Raw genomic sequence first — 18004 nt, forward strand, 5'->3', positions numbered from 1 at the left:
CCCTGGCCCGCCATCCCCGATCCTCCCACGTCCCCAGGGCGGCCCCGGCCTCCGGTCCATCAGGCGGACGCCGGGCCCGACTTCCGGACACGGTGTCGGCAGGCTCACCGCGCCGGGGGTCACCGCTCCGCGATCGCGTGCTCCCCGGCCTTGCGCATCGCGTCCAGCGGGGCGGGTCCGCGGCCCGTCATCTGCTCGACCTGGAGCACGGCCTGGTGCACGAGCAGGTCGAGCCCGCTGACGACCGCCCCGCCGTACGCCGACCAGCGGGCCGCGAGCGCGGTGGGCCACGGGTCGTACAACACGTCGAAGAGGGTCGCCGGACGCTCCGGCACCAGGGCCGAGAGCGCGTCCGTGGTGCCCGCGGGGGTCGTCGCGATCACCAGCGGCGCGGTCAGCGCCTCGCGGGCGTCCTCCCAGGCCTCGGTCCTGACCTCCACGTCGAGCCGCTCGCCCCACTGCCGCATCTCGGCCGCGCGGGCGTCACTGCGCACGTAGGCGACGACCTCGCCCGTGCAGATCCTGGCGAGGGCGGCGAGCGCCGAGGACGCGGTGGCGCCCGCCCCGAGGATCGCGGCGGAGTCCACCTGCTCGATGCCGCGTTCGCGGAGCGCGGCGACCATGCCGGGAACGTCGGTGTTGTCCCCGACCTTGCGGCCGTCCTCGGTGAACACCACGGTGTTCACCGCCTCGACGGCCGCGGCGGTCCCACTGACCTCGTCGAGCAGCGGAATCACCGCCCGCTTCAACGGCATCGTCAGCGAAAGCCCGGCCCATTCCGGACCGAGTTCCGCGACGAAACCCGGCAGCGCCGCCTCATCGATCTCGAAACGGTCGTACGTCCAGTCACTCAGCCCCAGTTCCTCGTACGCGGCGCGGTGCAGCACCGGGGAGAGGGAGTGGGCGATCGGGGAGCCGAGGACGGCGGCTCGACGCTTGTGCGCGCTCATTGCCCCTTCAGGTATTTCTCGCGGTTGCGGTTCTGCTCTTCGTTGGTCTCGGCGAAGAGCGTCTTGTCCTCGCTGACCGAGACGAAGTAGTACCAATTCCCCTCGGCCGGGTGCAGCGCCGAATTCAGCGCCACCTCGCCGGGGTTCCCGATCGGCCCGGGCGGCAGGCCCTTGATCTTGTAGGTGTTGTACGGGTCCTTGAGCTTGCGCAGATCGTCGACCGTACCCGTGCCGAGCTTGGACTCGCCCCTGAGGTAGTTCACCGTGGAGTCGAAGTCCAACAGGCCGTACGTCTCGGTGTTGTTGGGCTTCAGACGGTTGTAGACGACCGTCGCGACCTTCTCGAAGTCGTGCTTGTACTTGCCCTCCGCCTGGACCAGGCTCGCCACCGTGAGAACTTCCAGCGGGTTCTTCAGGTTCAGCTCGGCGGCCTTCGACTTGAGACCGAGTTCCTCATACTTCTCGTTGGCGTGGGCGACCATCTTCCTGAGGACGTCCGCGGGCTTCTGGCCCTTGGCGACCGGATAGCTGGAGGGGAAGAGGAAGCCTTCCAGCGGGTCCTTGATGTCCTTGTTGGTATTCGCCCAGTCAGGCAGACCGAGGGTCTTCCATTCCTTCTTGGCGACGTTTTCCGTGGTGCCCTTCGCCAATTTCAGACGGGCGTCAATCTTTTCGTAGACCCATGCGTTCCGCTTGCCCTCGGGAATGATGAGGTTGCTGCGGCTCTTGGGGTTGAGCATCAATTCGACGGCGCTCGCCGCGGACATGTGCTTCTTGAGCACATAGACGCCCGCCTGAATGGTCTGCCCGTCCGGGTGCTTCCCCTGGGCGGAGACGAACGCGTCGACGCTCTTGACGACGCCGGCTTCCTTGAGCTTCTGCCCGATCACATAGCCGCCGGAGTCCTTGGGGATGTCGACCGTGGCCTCGCCCGACCCGTCGCCCGCGTAGTCCGGAGCCGTGCCGAAACGGTCCTGGTAGAACTGGTAGCCGAAGTAGCCGACTCCGCCGAGGCCGCCCGCGAAGACCAGCGTGACGATCAGACAGGCGCAGCCGCTGCGGCGCTTCTTCGGCTTCTTGCCGGCCCGGCCACCGCGCCGGTCGCCGCGGCCGGCCCTGCGGCCGTGCTCGTCATCGTCGTCATCGTCGCCGCCCGCGAAGAACGCGTGCTCGCCCCGGTCGGGGCCGGGGTCCCAGTCCGTCTCGGATCCGGCCTCCTGCTCGGGGACCGTGGCCCGGCGGCGGCCCGGGGGTTCCGGCGGCTCGTAGGCGTCGGGCGTGGAGTAGTAGTCGGGGCTCTCCTGGCCGTAGCCGGCCTGCTGCCCGGCGTAGGGGTCCATCGGATCGCCGCTGTACGGGACCTGCCCCTGCCCGCCGGTGTCCCAGCCGCCGTCGCGGGCGCCGTGCCCGCCGTCCTGGGCGCCGTCGTGGCCCTGGCCGGGGCCGCCGTTGTACTGCTGGGCGGGGTCACCCTCGTAACCCTGAGCGGGCCCGCCGTTGTAGGCCCGCGCCGGGTCGCCCTCGTACTGCTGCTGTCCGCCGTACGCCGACTGGTCATAGGCGGACTGCTGCTGCCCGGTGTTCCAGTCCCCGCCGTACTGCGGCTGGTGCTGCTGCGGCTGCTGATGCTGATGCGGCTGGTGGTACTGCTCCTGGCCGCCGTAGGGGGACTGACCGCCCGCGGGCTGCTGTCCTCCCCATCCGCTGTCCCCGTACAACGGGTCCTCCGGATGCCACGGTTCGGAGCCTGGGCCCCGGCCATACTCAGTCATCGATCCCCTACATGCCGCGAGGCGGGGCCGCCGTCGGGATGGCCGGGCAGCCGTTCCGCCTCTTGATGCTGTGCGGCAGCTGTTCGAACACCGCCGCATCGCGCGGAACGTTACCGTATCGCGATCAGATGACCACTTCGACGCCCTCGCCGGGAGCTTTACCTGACGCCCGTTCGGACTCCAAGGCCTGCTGAAGGATGATCACGGCGGCCGCCTGATCGATGACGGACCTGCCCTTTTTGGACTTCACGCCCGAGGCGCGCAGGCCCTGACTGGCCGTCACTGTGGTCATCCTCTCGTCCACGAGCCTCACCGAAATGGGGGCGACCATGCGGGCGAGGTCCTGTGTGAACACGCGGATCTTGGCGGCGGCGGGGCCCTCGCCCCCGTTGAGGGAGCGAGGGAGGCCGACGACGATCTCGATCGGTTCGTACTCCTCGACAAGCTGCTTCAACCGGCGCTGCGCGGCCGGGACATCGCGCCCCGGCACCGTCTCCACCGGCGTGGCGAGGATCCCGTCGGGGTCGCACGAGGCGACCCCGATCCGGGCGTCACCGACGTCGATGGCAAGACGTCGGCCCCTGCGCATGCCCTGGGCAGGCTCGGTCATCGGGCCGTCTCGGTGACGAGGCGCTCGACGGCGGCGATGGCGTCGCCGACGGCGGCCGCGTTCTGGCCGCCGCCCTGGGCGACGTCCGGCTTGCCGCCGCCACCGCCACCGAGGGTCTTGGCGGCCGTACGGACCAGGTCACCGGCCTTGAGGCCGCGCTCGCGGGCGGCTTCGTTGGTGGCGATGACCGTCAGCGGCTTGCCGTTGGCCGTCGTGAAGAGAGCGACCACGGCGGGGCGGTCGCCAGGGATGCGGCCGCGCACGTCGAGGACGAGCCTGCGCAGGTCGTCGGCGCCCGTGCCGTCCGGCACCTGGCCGGTGACGACGGCGACACCGCGTACGTCCTTGGCGCCCTGGACGAGACCGGCGGCGGCCTGGAGGACCTTCTCCGCGCGGAACTTCTCGATCTCCTTCTCGGCGTCCTTCAGCTTGCCGAGCATGGCGGAGACCTTCTCGGGCAGCTCCTCGGGACGGCCCTTGACCAGCTCCTGGAGCTGGGCGACGACCGTGTGCTCCTTGGCGAGGAAGTTGTACGCGTCGACGCCGACCAGGGCCTCGATGCGGCGCACTCCGGATCCGATGGAGGACTCGCCGAGCAGCTTCACCAGGCCGAGCTGGGCGGTGTTGTGGACGTGCGTACCGCCGCACAGCTCCTTGGAGAAGTCGCCGATGGTGACGACGCGCACGCGCTCGCCGTACTTCTCGCCGAACTCGGCGATGGCACCCTGCTTCTTCGCCTCGTCGATCGACATGACCTCGGCCTGGACGTCCAGCTCGTGGGCGAGGACCTCGTTGATCTTCTGCTCGACGTCCGTCATCACGGCCGTCGGCACGGCGGACGGCGAACCGAAGTCGAAGCGGAAGCGGCCGGGCTGGTTCTCCGAACCGGCCTGGGCGGCCGTGGGGCCGAGCGCGTCACGCAGCGCCTGGTGCGTGAGGTGCGTGGCGGAGTGGGCGCGGGCGATGGCGCGGCGGCGGTGCGCGTCGATCGAGGCCCACACCTGGGCGCCGACGGTGATCTCGCCGACCTGGACGACGCCCTTGTGGACGTGGACGCCGGGGACCGGCTTCTGCACGTCGCGGATCTCGACGATGGCGCCGCTGTCCAGGCGGATGCGGCCGGTGTCGCCGATCTGGCCGCCGCCCTCGGCGTAGAACGGGGTGCGGTCGAGGACGATCTCGACGTCGTCGCCCTCGGTGGCGGCGGGCGAGGAGACGCCGTTGACCAGGAGGCCGACGATCCGGGCCTCGTTCTCGGTGAGGGAGTACCCGGTGAAGTCGGTGGCGCCCGAGGCGTCGGCGATCTCGCGGTAGGCGTGCAGATCGGCGTGGCCGGTCTTCTTGGCCTTGGCGTCGGCCTTGGCGCGGTCCCGCTGCTCCTTCATGAGGCGGCGGAAGCCGTCCTCGTCCACGGAGAGGCCCTGCTCGGCGGCCATCTCCAGGGTGAGGTCGATCGGGAAGCCCCACGTGTCGTGCAGCAGGAACGCCTTGTCACCGGAGAGGACCTGGCCACCGGCGGCCTTGGTCTCGGTGACGGCGGTGTCGAGGATGTTCGTGCCGCCCTTGAGGGCCTTGAGGAAGGCGGCCTCTTCGGCGAGGGCGACGGTCTCGATGCGCTTGCGGTCGGTGATCAGCTCGGGGTACTGCTGCCCCATCGTGTCGATCACGACGTCGACGAGGTCCTTGACGACCGGGCCGGTGGCGCCGAGCAGGCGCATGTTGCGGATGGCGCGGCGCATGATGCGGCGCAGGACGTATCCCCGGCCCTCGTTGCCGGGCGTGACGCCGTCGCCGATGAGCATGGCGGACGTACGGATGTGGTCGGCGACCACGCGCAGGGAGACGTCCGAGCCGTGCTCGGCGCCGTAGCGCACGCCGGTCAGCTCGGTGGCCTTGTCCATGACGACGCGCAGGGTGTCGGTCTCGTACATGTTCTGTACGCCCTGGAGGATCATCGCCAGGCGTTCGAGGCCGAGGCCCGTGTCGATGTTCTTCGACGGCAGCTCGCCGAGGATCGGGAAGTCCTCCTTGCCGTCGCCCGCGCCGCGCTCGTACTGCATGAAGACCAGGTTCCAGATCTCCACGTACCGCTCGTCGTTGACGGCAGGGCCGCCCTCGGCGCCGAACTCGGGGCCGCGGTCGTAGTTGATCTCGGAGCAGGGGCCGCACGGGCCCGGGACGCCCATGGACCAGAAGTTGTCCTTCTTGCCCAGGCGCTGGATGCGCTCGGCCGGGACGCCGACCTTCTCCCGCCAGATCTGCTCGGCCTCGTCGTCGTCGAGGTAGACCGTGATCCACAGGCGCTCGGGGTCGAGGCCGAAGCCGCCCTTCTCCACGGGGCTGGTCAGCAGCTCCCAGGAGAGCGTGATGGCGCCCTCCTTGAAGTAGTCCCCGAAGGAGAAGTTGCCGCACATCTGGAAGAACGTGCCGTGCCGTGTGGTCTTGCCGACCTCTTCGATGTCGGGCGTACGCACGCACTTCTGCACGCTGGTGACGCGCGGCGCGGGCGGCTTGACCTCGCCGAGGAAGTAGGGCTTGAAGGGCACCATGCCCGCGGGGACGAGGAGCAGAGTCGGGTCGTCGGCGATGAGCGACGCCGAAGGGACGACGGTGTGCCCGCGCTCCTCGAAGAAGCTCAGCCAGCGGCGGCGGATTTCAGCCGACTCCATCAGTGGTCCTCATTCCGGTTGTACGAGTACCGCGTGTTGTCGAGGTACTTCGTCTTCTTGTTGGTGCTGTTGTTCGTGTCGGGCTTGTCGGGGCTGCGGTTCTCGATGACCGCGAAGCGGCGCCCGGGGGGCAGTTCGGCGTCGGGGTGGTCGTTGAGGCCGAGCGCTTCGCCCAGTTCGGCCTCGCGCTGGACCATGCCGTCGCGGACGTCGAGCGCGAAGTCCTTCAGCTTGTGGCCCGCCTCGATCGCCTTGTTCGCCGCCTGCGCGGCCAGGCTCTCGGGCGTCAGCTGCTTGAGCTTGCGGTTGACCTTGGTGGTGGCCCATACGCCGGCGGCTGCGCCCGCGGTGAACCAGAACGTACGTCGGAACATCGCTGCGTCAGTCCCTCTTATTCCGGTTGGCCCGCTTCCTCTGCCGTGCGGACGGGACGGTGCGGCCCACGATCACGGTACGACGGGACGGCTTGGCGGGCATTTCCTTCGCCTCGGGGTCGGCCTTGCGGCTGATGGCCCGACGTACGCCGTAACCGAACGCGGCCACCTTGACGAGCGGGCCGCCGAAGGTGGAGGCGACCGTCGAGGAGAGCGCGGAGGCGTTGGACGTGACCTCCTGGACGTCGGAGGCGATGGCGTCGACGCGGTCGATCTGCGTCTGGGCGGAGCGCACCGCGCTGGAGGCGTCTGCCAGGAGGGGAACCGCCTGCTCGGTCACGTCCGCGACGAGCTTGGTGGTCGCCCTGAGCGTCTGGGCCAGCCTCGCCAGTGCCACCGCGAGGAAGGAGACCAGGATCGCCCAGAAGACGGCCACCAAGACCCCGGCAACCTCTCCACCGGACACTTGGCACCGCTCCCTGAGACATCGTCCCTGAACATCGAAAAGTCGTCCTCCGACCCTATCGCGCCGGGGCCGCCGGTCCGTACCGCATTCCCGCTCGCTGTGACAGGAGTTGCCTCAAGTGTTTGTACGGTACGCATGCGGATGAGTACCCTCCGTGTCCCATGCGACCCTCTCAGCCCGGCAATCTCCCCCTGGAACTGAACGCCTTCATCGGGCGTACCGGCGAACTGGCCGAGCTGACCGCGGCGTTGGAGACCGGACGGCTGGTCACCGTGACCGGGACCGGCGGGGTCGGCAAGACGCGTCTCGCGCTGCGGGACGCGGATCTGGTCGAGTACGCCGTCGCCGAGGCCCTGGGGCTGACCGACCACACGACCAGGCCGCCGCGCCAGGTGCTGCGCGAGCATCTCGCCGAGCGGGAACTGCTCCTTGTCGTCGACGGATTCGAGCACCTGGTGGACGCGTGCGCCCCGCTGCTGCGCGACCTGCTCGTGCACTCCCCCGGGCTGCGGGTGCTCGCGGCGGGCCGCAGGCCGCTGGAGACCGGCGGCGAGCGGCTGCTGCCGCTCGCGCCGCTGCCCGAGGCGGACGCGGCCGACCTCCTCACCGACCGGGCGGCGGCCGCCCTGCCCCGCTGCGCCCTCGACGACGGATGCCGCGAGGACGTCGTGGAGCTGTGCCGGCGCCTGGACGGCATCCCCCTCGCCGTCGAGCTGGCGGCGGGCCGGCTGCGGACGCTCTCTCCCGCGCAGCTGCTGTCGCGGCTCGACGACCGGTTCCGGCTGCTGACCGGCGCCCGCCGCGATGTGCCGCCCCGGCATCAGGCCCTGCGGACGGCCATCGGCTGGAGCCACGAGCTGTGCACCCCCAGGGAGCGGCTGCTCTGGTCGCGGCTCTCGGTGTTCGCCGGGCAGTTCGATCTGGAGGCGGTCGAGTACGTCTGCGCCGGGGAGGGGCTGCCCGCCGACGACATCCTCGACGTGCTGGGCGAGCTGCTCGCGCAGTCCGTGGTGAGCCGCGCGGAAGGGCCGGCGGGCGTGCGGTACCGCATGCTGGAGACGGTCAGGGCGTACGGCGCCGACTGGCTGGAGGCGGCGGGTGATGTCACGCGGCTGCGGCGCAGGCACCGCGACTGGTACATGGGGCTCGCCACCTGGTGCGAGCTGGACTGGTTCTCGCCGCGCCAGGCGGAGGTGGCGACCCTCGTCGAGGCCGAACTGCCCAATCTGCGGGCCGCGTTGGAGTTCTGTCTGACCGAGCCGGGTGAGGCGCATCTGGGACAGTACCTCGCGGGCTCGCTGTGGTTCCACTGGGTCGGCTGCGGGCGTCTCGCGGAGGGCAGGCACTGGCTCGACCGGGCGCTCGGGCTGGACGGCGACCATGGGGACGCGCGGCTCAAGGCGCTGTGGGTGCTCGGTTACGTGGCGGTGCTCCAGGGTGACACGGTCGCCGCCCTGGCCGCGCTGCACGAGTGCCGCGACGGGGCCGAGGAGGCGGGCAGCGCGATCGCGGCGGCCTACGCCGAGCACCGCATCGGCTGCCTCGCCCTGGTCACGGACGACATCCCGCGCGCGGAGAAGCTGCTGCGCTCGGCGCTCGCGCGCTACCAGGAGATCGGCGAGCTGAACAGCAATGTCCTGATGGGCCAGGTCGAGCTGGCGATGGCCCTCGCGTTCCGAGGCGACCTCGCGCACGCCGTGGAGCTGTGCGAGGACGTGCGCCGGATCTGCGAGGACCACGGCGAGCGCTGGACCCTCGCGTACGCCCTGTACGTCCTCGGCTACGCGGCCTGGACCCGCGGCGAGCCGGAACGGGCGCGCGAACTGCTCAGCGAGTCACTCGCACTGGACCATTGCTTCCACGATCTGCTGGGCACGGTCCTGTCCCTCGAACTGCTCGCACTGTTCACGGCGGCGGAGGGCGATCCGGCGGAGGCCGCGGTGCTCCAGGGGGCCGCTGCCCGCATCTGGCCGTCGGTGGGGCTGCCCCTGTTCGGCTCGGCCAACTTCGGCGGGCCGCACGCCGTGTGCGAGGAGCGGGCCCGCGAGGCACTGGGCGACGAGCGGTACGAGGAGTGCGTGCGGGCGGGGGCGGGGCTCGGTCTGGACGCGGCGGTGTCCCGGGCGCTGCGCACCGGCCCCGTGAACGAGCGAACCCGCCGCCCGCCCCGCCAGGAAGGGCGGGGAGGCGACGGGCTGAAGCAGGGTGAGCTACGTCCGGGTCAGCGGGCGTAGTACTCGACGACGAGCTGCTCGTCGCAGATCACGGGGATCTCCTTGCGGTTCGGGTCGCGGTCCAGGCGGAAGGCCAGGGCCTTCAGGTTCACCTGGAGGTAGCGCGGGGTCTCGCCGTCGGGGGCGAAGCCACCCTCACGCGCGACCTGGAACAGCGGCTTCTCGCGGCTGCGCTCGCGGACCATGACGACGTCGTCCGGCTTGACGCGGAAGGACGGCTTGTCGACCTTCCCGCCGTTGACCTCGATGTGGCCGTGCACGACCATCTGGCGGGCCTGGTAGATCGTGCGGGCGATGCCCGAACGCAGAACCAGGGCGTCGAGACGACGCTCCAGCTCGATGACCAGGGCCTCACCGGTCTTGCCCTGCGTCTTGGCGGCACGCTCGTAGGCGCGGACGAGCTGGCGCTCGGACACGTCGTACTGCGCGCGCAGACGCTGCTTCTCGAGCAGACGGACCTTGTAGTCCGAGTTCTGCTTGCGCCCACGGCCGTGCTCGCCCGGCGGGTAGGGGCGGGCCTCGAAGTACTTGACGGCCTTCGGGGTCAGCGCGATGCCAAGAGCACGCGACTTCTTGACCTTGGGGCGGGACTGGTTCGGCATGAACCAACCTCTCTGTTCTTAAGTGAATTCGGCTTCACCAGTGGTTAGGGGAGGTCGCATCCGCAGCCTGGGAAACCTCATGGGCCGTGGACTCGTAAGTCGTGGCCCGCGAGGCAGCCGCTCCCTGGTCTGGGCACTATGTGCAGCACGCGAGTGGCCCACCGACCGATTCCCGGGGCTCCGGGGTGGTGGTGGGCTGCCCGCGACACCTTCGACGGTGCGCGACGCTCCTGGATCCCCTCTGCCTTGCGGCGCGGGGGTTCCGGCTGGATGTCCCGTTCTGGTGGTGCCGGTACGAGACCGGGCACGGGACGCAGCACTTCGGGCCAGTGTACCGGGTGCGGCGGGGTGCCTCAGCCGGAGCCCGGTCCGGCCGACCTAGCTCTCGGGCTGCTCCCCCTTGAGCCGGGCGCGGACCCGCTCGACCACGTCCGCGTACCGCGCCTCGGCGCCGTATCGCGTGGGCTGGTAGTAGCGCTTTCCCTCGATGGTGTCCGGGGCGTACTGCTGGGCCGCGATGCCGCCGGGGACGTCGTGCGGGTACACGTACCCCTGGGCGTGGCCGAGCTTGGCCGCTCCCTTGTAGTGACCGTCGCGCAGGTGGGGCGGGACGGGTCCGGCGAGGCCGCCGCGGATGTCCGCCTGGGCCTGCTGGATCGCGATCGTCGCCGCGTTCGACTTCGGGGCCAGGGCGAGGGCGATCGTGGCGTGGCTGAGGGTGAGCGCGGCCTCCGGGAAGCCGATCATGGCGACGGCCTGCGCGGCGGCGACCGCCGTGGGCAGGGCCGTCGGATCGGCGAGGCCGATGTCCTCGCTGGCGGAGATCATCAGGCGGCGCGCGATGAAGCGGGGGTCCTCGCCCGCCTCGATCATGCGGGCCAGGTAGTGCAGGGCCGCGTCCACGTCCGAACCGCGGATGGACTTGATGAGGGCGCTCGCCACGTCGTAGTGCTGGTCGCCGTCGCGGTCGTACTTCACCGCGGCCCGGTCGACCGACTCCTCCAGGGTCTGGAGGGTGATCTCCTTCTCGCCCTTGGCGAGGGCCGAGCCCGCGCCCGCCTCCAGGGCGGTGAGCGCACGCCGGGCGTCGCCGCCGGCGATCCGCAGCAGGTGCTCCTCGGCCTCCGCGGGCAGCTCGACCGCGCCGCCGAGCCCCCGCTCGTCGCTGACGGCCCGGCGCAGCAGGCCGCGCAGGTCGTCGTCCGTCAGCGGTTCGAGGGTGAGCAGCAGGGAGCGGGAGAGGAGCGGGGAGATGATCGAGAAGTAGGGGTTCTCGGTGGTCGCCGCGATCAGCGTCACCCAGCGGTTCTCGACGGCGGGCAGGAGGGAGTCCTGCTGGGCCTTGCTGAAGCGGTGGATCTCGTCGAGGAAGAGGACGGTCTCCTTGCCGTGGCCGCCCATGGCCCGGCGGGCTCCGTCGATGACCGCGCGCACTTCCTTCACGCCCGCGGTGATCGCGGAGAGCTCGACGAAGCGCTTGTTCGTGGCCTTGGAGACGACATACGCGAGGGTCGTCTTGCCGATGCCGGGCGGGCCCCACAGGAACACCGAGGACGGCCCGGCGGGCCCCCCGCCGCCCTCGCCGACGAGGCGGCGCAGGGGGGAGCCCGGCTTCAGCAGATGCTGCTGGCCGACGACTTCGTCGAGGGTGCGCGGGCGCATCCGGACGGCCAGGGGACTGCTGGACGGGTCCTTCTCCTGGCGGTCTTCGGCTGCGGCGGTGAACAGGTCGGGCTCCACGTCAAGAACCCTATGTCACCCCACTGACAATCCGTCCGGCTCAGGCCCAGAGGTCCGCGCCCCAGCGCGTGAGGATCAGCATCACGACGACGCCGAGGTGCATCACCGGCAGCGCCCAGGTGAAATCCTCCAGGAAGCCCTTGGCCCAGCGGGGCGCGGGCAGGAAGCCGTTGCGGATGTTGAAGGACGTGACGTACCAGAACATCACGATCGTGGCGGCCCAGGCCAGGCAGCACCACAGGCAGAGCGCGTTGATGTGGTACAGCGACTGGATCATCAGCCAGGTGCAGAATCCGACGCCGAACAGCGTGCCCGCGTTGAACGTCAGCCAGTACCAGCGCGGGAAGCGGGCCCGGCCGAGCAGGCTCATGCCGACGCAGATCACGATGGCGTAGGTGGCGAGACCGAGCATCGGGTTGGGGAAGCCGAAGGCCTCCGCCTGCTCGCTCTTCATGATGCTGCCGCAGGACACGACGGGGTTGATGCTGCACCCCGGCGTGTAGCCCGGGTTCTTCAGGAGTTCCAGCTTGTCGAGCGTGATCACCCAGGAGGCGAGCAGACCGGCCGCGCCCGTGATCACCAGGAGCAGGGCGAGCGCGCGGCTTCCGCCGACGGCACCGGGAGCTTCCGTCCGCTCCTCGTGGTCCAAGGCGTCGTCCTTCGCTGACATCGTTTTGGTCATCACGCCGTTCCGTCGCTTGAGGTGGCCTGCGGGCACGGACATTGTGCCGCACGTGTCTGTGTGTCCACCGTTCGATGGACATAAGGAGGCACGCACGGGGGAACCGGGGCGGGCGCCGCGGCGGGACGCTCGACGGCATGACGGCACACACTGACGAACTCGCCGTGGACGTACGGGGACTTCGCAAGAGGTACGACGAGGTGACCGCGGTCGACGGGGTCGACCTGGCCATCCGCCCCGGAGAGGTCTTCGGCATCCTCGGCCCCAACGGCGCCGGCAAGAGCACCACCGTGGAGATCCTCCAGGGCAACCGCGCGCGGGACGGCGGCGACGTCACCGTGCTCGGCACCGATCCCGCGGCGGCCGGGCGTGCGTGGCGCTCGCGCGTGGGCATCGTATGGCAGGACGAGTCGGCGCCCGCCGAGCTGACGGTGCGTGAGACCGTGCGGCACTTCGCGCGCTACTACCCGCGGCCGCGCGACCCCGAAGAGGTGATCGCGCTGGTGGGCCTCGAAGAGAAGGCGGCACGTCGCGTCAAGGGGCTCTCGGGCGGTCAGCGGCGGCGGCTCGACGTGGCCCTCGGGGTGATCGGCGGCCCGGAGCTGCTGCTCCTCGACGAGCCGACGACGGGCTTCGACCCGGCCGCGCGACGGCAGTTCTGGGACCTGATCCGCGCGCTCGCCGACGAGGGCACCACCATCGTGCTCACCACGCACTACCTGGAGGAGGCCGAAGCCCTCGCCCACCGGCTCGCCGTGATCGCGAAGGGCAAGGTGGTCGCCGAGGGCGAACCCGCCGCCCTGCGCCGCCGGTACGGCTCCGGGGCCACCGTCGAGTGGACCGACCGGGACGGGACGCCGCGCGGCGAGCACACCGAGACGCCGACCCGCACGGTCGCCGACCTCACGCGCCGTTTCGGCGGCGAGATCCCGGACCTGCGGATCACCCGCCCCACGCTGGAGGACGTCTACCTCCGGCTGACCGGACAGGAGGACACCCGATGACCTCGGCGACCACCACAGGCGTACGTTCCACCGCCACCGCCACCGCACGGCTGCCCGGCGCCTGGGGACTCGGCCTGGCGCAGGGCGTCCTGGAGCTGAGGCAGTTCTTCCGCCAGCGCGAGCAGGTCGTCTTCACGTTCGCCTTCCCGATCGTCTTCCTCTTCCTCTTCGCGTCGATCTTCAGCAACGACGTGGAGGGCGCCGGCATCACCGCCTCACAGCTTTACGTCGCCGCGATGATCGCCGCGGGCGTCATGTCGACCAGCTTCCAGTCCCTCGGCATCTCGATCGCGATCGAGCGGGACGAGAAGGTCCTGCGCCGGCTGCGCGGAACGCCAATGCCCCCGGCCGCGTACTTTCTCGGGAAAATCTGGCTCGTTCTGGTCACCGGGCTCCTGGAGACGGCGCTCCTGCTGCTCGCCGGTGTGAGCCTTTTCGATGTCGACCTGCCCACGCGCGTGGGCGAGTGGTTCACCTTCGGCTGGATCTTCGTGCTCGGCCTCACCGGCTGCGCGCTGCTCGGCATCGCGATCAGCAGCGTCCCGAGGTCGGGCCGGAGCGCGACCTCCGTCGTCGTACTGCCGTTCCTGGTACTTCAGTTCATCTCCGGCGTCTACATCGCCATCGACACCATCCCCGAGTGGATGCTGAACATCAGCGCCCTCTTCCCCCTGAAATGGATGTGCCAGGGCTTTCGCGGGGTGTTCCTGCCGGAGTCGGCCGCCGTCCTGGAACAGGCGGGAAGTTGGGAGTACGGGCGGATCGCCCTGGTGCTCGGCGCCTGGTGCGTCGGAGGATTGGTGCTGTGTCTGCTGACCTTCCGGTGGAAGAACCGGCGCGACGGATGAGCGAGGGGGTGGGCCTCGGCGGCGTCGAGCCCGCCCCGCCCCGCGACTCCGAGGTCTGGGCGCGCACCTTCCGGCTCTGGGACTCCTATTTCGCCGTGGTGTGGGTGGCCACCGTGATCTTCGTGCTCGGCACGGCCCGCCCGGAGTGGCCCGTGCGGCTGACGGCCCTGGTGCTGCTCGTCCTGCTCGTGCCCTGGTACGTCGCCTTCGGGCGCTCCGTCCTGATGAGCGAGGGCGCCGACGAGCGGCGGGCGCTCGGCTACGTCGCGGGGACGGTTCTGCTGTTCCTGCCGTCGGGCGTGCTGGTCGGCGAGACCCGGCTGATGACCTTCGCGCTGATCCCGCAGTGCTTCATGGCGCTGCGGATGCGGCGGGCGCTGGCCGTGGTCGCCATCATCAACCTCGCGCCGGTGGCGGGCTGGGCGGTGCTCTGGCGGCCCCTGCCTCGGGACGTCTTCTACAACTCCGTGTTCGCCGTGGTCACCCTGGTCTTCTCGGCCGCCATCGGCATCTGGGTCATCCGCGTCATCGAGCAGAGCGACGAACGGGCCGAGCTGATCGCCCAGTTGGACGCCAGCCGCGAGGAGGTAGCCCGGCTCTCCGCGGACCGGGGCGCGCTCGCCGAGCGGGAGCGGATGTCACGGGAGATCCATGACACCCTCGCGCAGGGCTTCACGAGCGTGCTGATGCTCGTCCAGGCCGTCGACGCCGAGCTGGAGCGGGACGTCCCCGCCGCCCGCCGCCATCTGGGCCTGATGGAGGCCACGGCGCGGCAGAACCTGGCCGAGGCGCGGGCCCTGGTCGCCGGGGGCGCCCCCGCGGACCTCGACGGCGGCGGGCCGCTGCCGGACGCGCTGCGCCGCCTGGCCGCCCGCCACGACGCAGCGTTCTCGGTCACCGGTGACGTACGACCGCTGCCGCCGGGCCTGGAGGTGGTCGCCCTGCGCTCCTGCCAGGAGGCCCTCGCCAACGTCCGCAAGCACGCGGGTCCGGGCGCCACGGCCACCGTCGGCCTTGCGTACGCGCGGGACGCGCTCAGCCTGGAGGTGCGCGACGGGGGGCGCGGCTTCGACCCCGGCGTTCCGCATCGGGGGTACGGCCTGCGAGGGTTGCGGGCGCGGGCCGCGGAGGTCAGGGGCACCGCCGAGGTCGTCAGCGGCCCCGGCGAGGGCACCACCGTCACCGTCCTGCTCCCCGCCCCCGAGAGGAGCCTGCGATGAGCGGCCCCATCCGCGTCGTCCTCGCAGACGACCACCCCGTCGTGCGCGAGGGCCTGCGTGCCATGCTCAGCGCCGAGGCCGACGTGGAGGTCGTCGCGGAGGCGTCGAGCGGCCCGCGCGCGGAGGCCCTTGCGGCCGAACTGCGCCCCGACATCGTCCTGATGGACCTGCGGATGCCGGGTGGGGGCGGCGCCGACTCGATCGAGCGGATGGCGGCCGCGGGGCTGGTGTGCCGGGTCATCGTGCTCACGACGTACGAGACGGACCGCGACATCCTGCGTGCCGTGGAGGCGGGCGCCGCGGGCTATCTCCTGAAGGATCTGGCCCGCGGCGAACTCGCCGAAGCGGTGCGGGCGGCGGCCCGCGGCGAGACCGTTCTCGCGCCGTCCGTCGCCGCCCGCCTCGTGGACCAGCTGCGCACCAGGCCCGAGCGGCCTCGGCTGTCCGAGCGCGAGGTGGCGGTCCTCCGGCTGGTCGCCGACGGCTGTACGAACGTGGAGATCGGGCGCCGACTCCATGTCGCCGAGTCGACGGTGAAGACGCATCTGCTGCGCATCTTCGGGAAGCTGGGGGTGTCGGACCGCACGGCGGCGGTGACGCACGCGTTGCGCCTTGGCCTACTGGACTGAGCCCCCCGGGGGAGGGCGGGGCCGCGGGGCTCTGCCTCGGGCCCCCGCTCCTCGATCGCCGGGGGAGCGATCAGCTGATCAGGGCGCCAGCTTGCCCGTCAGGACGGCGACGATCTCGTCGACCGCGACCGGCTCCTGCTCTCCGGTCCCCATGTCCTTGAGCTGCACGACGCCCTCGGCGAGATCCCGCTCACCGGCGACGACGGTGAACCGCGCGCCGCTGCGGTTGGCGTTCTTCATCGCTCCCTTGAGCCCCTTCCCGCCGTACGAGAAGTCCGCCGCGATCCCCGCCCTGCGCAGCTCCGTCACCTTGGCGAAGAGCACGCGGCGCGCCTCGTCGCCGAGCGGGACCGCGAAGACGCTGGTGAGCGAGGGCAGTTCGAGCTCGACGCCCTCCGCCTCCAGGGCGAGCACCGTGCGGTCCACGCCGAGCGCCCAGCCGACCGACGGCAGCGAGGGGCCGCCGATCATCTCGGACAGGCCGTCGTAGCGACCGCCGCCGCCGACCGCGGACTGCGAGCCGAGGCCGTCGTGGACGAACTCGAAGGTCGTGCGGGTGTAGTAGTCCAGACCGCGGACCAGCTTCTGGTCGTCCTCGAAGGCGACGCCCGCCGCCGTGATCAGCTCGCGGACCTGCTCGTGGTACGCCTTGCACGCGTCGCACAGGTAGTCGCGCAGCGAGGGCGCGCCCACGAGCTGCTTCTGGACGTCGGCGCGCTTGTCGTCGAGGACCCGCAGCGGATTGATGTCGATACGTCGACGAGTCTCCTCGTCCAGGTCGAGGCCGCGCAGGAAGTCCTGGAGCGCGGCCCGGTAGACGGGACGGCACTCCTTGTCACCCAGCGAGTTCAGCAGGATGCGGAAGTTCCGCAGGCCCAGCGCGCGGTACGCCTGGTCGGCCAGGATGATCAGCTCGGCGTCGAGCGCCGGGTCCTCGGCACCGATCGCCTCGGCGCCCACCTGCGAGAAGTGCCTGTAGCGGCCCTTCTGGGGGCGCTCGTAGCGGTAGTACGAGCCGGAGTACCAGAGCTTGACCGGGAGGTTGCCCGCCTTGTGCAGGCTGCCCTCCAGCGCGGCGCGCAGTACGGAGGCGGTGCCTTCGGGGCGCAGCGCGAGCTTGTCGCCGCCCTTGGTCTCGAAGGCGTACATCTCCTTGGTGACGATGTCGGTGGACTCACCGACACCGCGCGCGAACAGCTCGACGTTCTCAAAACCGGGCGTCTCGACGTAGCCGTAGCCGGAGTTGCGCAGCGGCGCGGCGATCGCCTCGCGGACCGCGAGGTACTTCGCGGAGTCGGGCGGAAGCAGGTCGTAGGTGCCCTTGGGGGCCTTGAAGGTGCTCACGGGAGTTCTCTCGTCACATTCCTCGTCGCGGGGCGGACATGGGGTCCGCGCCCAGGCCGGAGGCCACCTGCCGCAGATACGGGTTGGTGGCGCGCTCCTGGCCGATGGATGTCTGGGGGCCGTGGCCGGACAGCACCACGGTCGAGTCGTCGAGCGGCAGGCACACGCGGGCCAGCGACTGGAGGATCTCGGTGTGGCTGCCGCCGGGCAGGTCGGTGCGTCCGATGGAGCCGGCGAAGAGCAGATCGCCCGAGAAGAAGACCGAGGGGATCTCGGCCGTCTCGGGCATCTGGAAGGTCACCGACCCCTTCGTATGGCCCGGCGCGTGCGCGACGGAGAAGTCGAGGCCGGCCAGCTTCAGCTCGGCGCCGTCGGTCAGCTCCCGCATGTCGTCGGGCTCCCCCACCGTCAGCTCGCCCATGAGCGGCATCCCGATGGAGCGGCCGAGGGCCTTCTCCGGGTCGCTCATCATGTACCGGTCGGAGGGGTGGATCCACGCGGGTACGTCGTGCGCTCCGCAGACCGGGACGACCGAGGCGACGTGGTCGATGTGGCCGTGGGTGAGGATGACGGCGACGGGCTTGAGCCGATGCTTCTTGAGTGCGTCCTCGACTCCCTGGGCCGCCTGGTGGCCCGGGTCGATGATCACGCACTCCTCGCCTGCGGCGGGGGCGACCAGATAGCAATTGGTCCCCCAGGCCCCGGCGGGGAACCCGGCAATGAGCACGATCGTCCTTCGTTCGTCGTCCGGCGGGAGGGCCGCAGCCCCCCGGCGGGGGATCGCGGCAGATCAGAGCCTACCGGCGCTGCCGATTCCACAGGTAACCCATATACGGTACGGGGCACCTTCAGGCGGTCCC

At 70.8% G+C, this 18004-nt stretch carries 16 protein-coding genes; 5 read left to right on the forward strand and 11 right to left on the reverse strand.

Annotation, left to right across the window (positions count from 1 at the left end):
* Positions 1-119: 119 nt before the first annotated feature.
* The 6 genes from CP975_RS05530 to CP975_RS05555 all read right to left on the reverse strand — a co-directional run bounded on the left by CP975_RS05530 (position 120) and on the right by CP975_RS05555 (position 6841).
* Positions 120-950, reverse strand: coding sequence for a shikimate dehydrogenase (locus tag CP975_RS05530; protein WP_150476622.1), 831 nt, complete (start codon positions 948-950; stop codon positions 120-122).
* Complete coding sequence (gene mltG / locus CP975_RS05535; protein ID WP_055526646.1) at positions 947-2722, reverse strand: endolytic transglycosylase MltG; 1776 nt, start codon at positions 2720-2722, stop codon at positions 947-949. Before mltG ends, CP975_RS05530 begins: the two co-directional genes overlap by 4 nt.
* Before the next feature lie 124 nt (positions 2723-2846).
* Complete coding sequence (gene ruvX, locus CP975_RS05540) at positions 2847-3311, reverse strand: Holliday junction resolvase RuvX (protein WP_199782843.1); 465 nt, start codon at positions 3309-3311, stop codon at positions 2847-2849.
* 17 nt (positions 3312-3328) lie between these two features.
* The gene (gene alaS / locus CP975_RS05545) at positions 3329-6001 is read right to left on the reverse strand and encodes an alanine--tRNA ligase (RefSeq protein WP_055526648.1); all 2673 of its coding nucleotides are present in this window, start codon (positions 5999-6001) and stop codon (positions 3329-3331) included.
* Positions 6001-6375 (reverse strand): DUF6167 family protein, encoded by a 375-nt coding sequence (locus CP975_RS05550; protein ID WP_030787206.1) that lies wholly within the window; start codon positions 6373-6375, stop codon positions 6001-6003. Before CP975_RS05550 ends, alaS begins: the two co-directional genes overlap by 1 nt.
* A 7-nt stretch (positions 6376-6382) precedes the next feature.
* Positions 6383-6841, reverse strand: coding sequence for a DUF948 domain-containing protein (locus CP975_RS05555; protein ID WP_055526650.1), 459 nt, complete (start codon positions 6839-6841; stop codon positions 6383-6385).
* Between the two features lie 161 nt (positions 6842-7002).
* Here CP975_RS05555 and CP975_RS05560 point away from each other — a divergent pair, with 161 nt between their 5' ends.
* A complete protein-coding gene (locus CP975_RS05560; RefSeq protein ID WP_150476623.1) occupies positions 7003-9075 on the forward strand; it encodes an ATP-binding protein in 2073 nt (690 codons plus the stop codon).
* Here CP975_RS05560 and rpsD read toward each other — a convergent pair.
* The 3 genes from rpsD to CP975_RS05575 form a co-directional block, all read right to left on the reverse strand.
* Complete coding sequence (gene rpsD / locus CP975_RS05565; protein ID WP_030787196.1) at positions 9063-9677, reverse strand: 30S ribosomal protein S4; 615 nt, start codon at positions 9675-9677, stop codon at positions 9063-9065. The genes CP975_RS05560 and rpsD overlap by 13 nt on opposite strands.
* 378 nt (positions 9678-10055) lie before the next feature.
* A complete protein-coding gene (locus CP975_RS05570) occupies positions 10056-11417 on the reverse strand; it encodes a replication-associated recombination protein A (protein WP_030787193.1) in 1362 nt (453 codons plus the stop codon).
* Positions 11418-11457: 40 nt separating this feature from the next.
* Positions 11458-12099, reverse strand: coding sequence for a vitamin K epoxide reductase family protein (locus CP975_RS05575; protein ID WP_150476624.1), 642 nt, complete (start codon positions 12097-12099; stop codon positions 11458-11460).
* 137 nt (positions 12100-12236) lie between these two features.
* Between CP975_RS05575 and CP975_RS05580 the strand changes: the two genes are divergently transcribed.
* The 4 genes from CP975_RS05580 to CP975_RS05595 are packed head-to-tail and all read left to right on the forward strand — an operon-like array spanning position 12237 to position 15800.
* On the forward strand, positions 12237-13103 hold the full coding sequence (locus tag CP975_RS05580; protein ID WP_055526653.1) for an ABC transporter ATP-binding protein: 867 nt from the start codon (positions 12237-12239) through the stop codon (positions 13101-13103).
* The gene (locus tag CP975_RS05585; RefSeq protein WP_055526655.1) at positions 13100-13951 is read left to right on the forward strand and encodes an ABC transporter permease; all 852 of its coding nucleotides are present in this window, start codon (positions 13100-13102) and stop codon (positions 13949-13951) included. The genes CP975_RS05580 and CP975_RS05585 overlap by 4 nt, the downstream gene beginning before the upstream one ends.
* Positions 13948-15171 (forward strand): sensor histidine kinase, encoded by a 1224-nt coding sequence (locus tag CP975_RS05590; protein WP_055526657.1) that lies wholly within the window; start codon positions 13948-13950, stop codon positions 15169-15171. Before CP975_RS05585 ends, CP975_RS05590 begins: the two co-directional genes overlap by 4 nt.
* Positions 15168-15800, forward strand: a complete 633-nt coding sequence (locus CP975_RS05595) for a response regulator (RefSeq protein WP_055526658.1) — start codon at positions 15168-15170, stop codon at positions 15798-15800. Before CP975_RS05590 ends, CP975_RS05595 begins: the two co-directional genes overlap by 4 nt.
* 78 nt (positions 15801-15878) lie before the next feature.
* Here the strand turns inward: CP975_RS05595 and hisS are convergent, their stop codons facing one another.
* Positions 15879-17144 (reverse strand): histidine--tRNA ligase, encoded by a 1266-nt coding sequence (hisS, locus tag CP975_RS05600; protein ID WP_055526660.1) that lies wholly within the window; start codon positions 17142-17144, stop codon positions 15879-15881.
* A 13-nt stretch (positions 17145-17157) separates the two neighbouring features.
* Positions 17158-17871, reverse strand: coding sequence for an MBL fold metallo-hydrolase (locus tag CP975_RS05605; protein WP_055526662.1), 714 nt, complete (start codon positions 17869-17871; stop codon positions 17158-17160).
* Between the last annotated feature and the right edge of the window lie 133 nt (positions 17872-18004).

This window comes from Streptomyces alboniger (assembly GCF_008704395.1).
Lineage (GTDB): Bacteria > Actinomycetota > Actinomycetes > Streptomycetales > Streptomycetaceae > Streptomyces > Streptomyces alboniger.